Raw genomic sequence first — 957 nt, 5'->3', positions numbered from 1 at the left:
GTGATCCAGGAACACATTGACGCCGGTATTTCACTGTGTGACGCGGTGAATTTTATCGTGGAGAAATATGACCTGGTGCGTACTGACCGTCGTGGCTTCAGCGCAGAAACACAATCGCCACTTATCAGCAGTATCGATATACTTCGCGCCCATCGTGCCACCGGGCTGATGAAACGTAGCGGTTACAGAGCCATCACCGATATCACTACCGGGCAATATTCACTGGAGTCCGGGCAATGAAAGTTAGCCTGAACATTGAAGCTGACGCCATCAACGTACTGGCCCTCAACATGGGCCGGATCGCCGTAGATATCGACGGTATTGAACTGGCCGAACTGATTGATGTGGTGAACCAGAACGGTTATTCGCTTCATGTTGCTGACGAGCCTGGAAAACTGGCCGTTGAAGATCCGCTCCCGCCCGTCACCCGCCTTAACGGCATCCAGTGTAGTACCGCCCATATCTCCGAGGCTGACAACAACCTGCTATTCGCTCTTTCGCATCAGCATGAAGACTTTGGTGACAGCGAGTGGATAAGCTATACCGGCTCAGGATATTTGATATATCTGGATGCGTGGCAGTACCCGGTGCTTCAGCTTAAGAAACGGGGCCTGTCGAAAGCCTGTCGCCGCCTGCTCGTGGCGCTGATACGTCGTTACACTATCAGAGTCATCCATCTTGATGCCGGTGGTGAAGTGCTGCCAGGCTTCGCCACCTTTGACTGGTAATTCATACCTCCAATCTTCACAAGTATTCGCATACCTAAATTCACCACGGAAACGGCCCTCAATATTCTGATTGACTGGCTGCTGGACGTTCGCGATCTGCAGCTTCTGCAACACCCCAGAACAAATTAGCCACCGCCCCCACTCATCACACACGTATAAGCGCCAGTCCTCACCGGCTGGCGCGTTGCTTTATATAAGGAAAGAAATGATGTCAGAACTTACCCTCACA

2 protein-coding genes are annotated in these 957 nt (G+C 51.9%); both read left to right on the top strand.

Features of this window, described 5'->3' with window-relative positions; genetic code table 11:
- Nucleotides 1-240: TA system toxin CbtA family protein (locus tag ADK28_RS15535; RefSeq protein WP_048796036.1), on the top strand; the 240-nt coding region annotated here is incomplete at its 5' end.
- The gene (locus ADK28_RS15530) at nucleotides 237-728 is read left to right on the top strand and encodes a DUF5983 family protein (RefSeq protein WP_048796035.1); all 492 of its coding nucleotides are present in this window, start codon (nucleotides 237-239) and stop codon (nucleotides 726-728) included. The genes ADK28_RS15535 and ADK28_RS15530, both read left to right, overlap by 4 nt.
- Nucleotides 729-957: the final 229 nt, after the last annotated feature.

It is taken from the genome of Serratia sp. 506_PEND, assembly GCF_001076875.1.
GTDB lineage: Bacteria > Pseudomonadota > Gammaproteobacteria > Enterobacterales > Enterobacteriaceae > Serratia > Serratia marcescens.
This window is presented reverse-complemented; position numbering and strand designations above follow the sequence as displayed.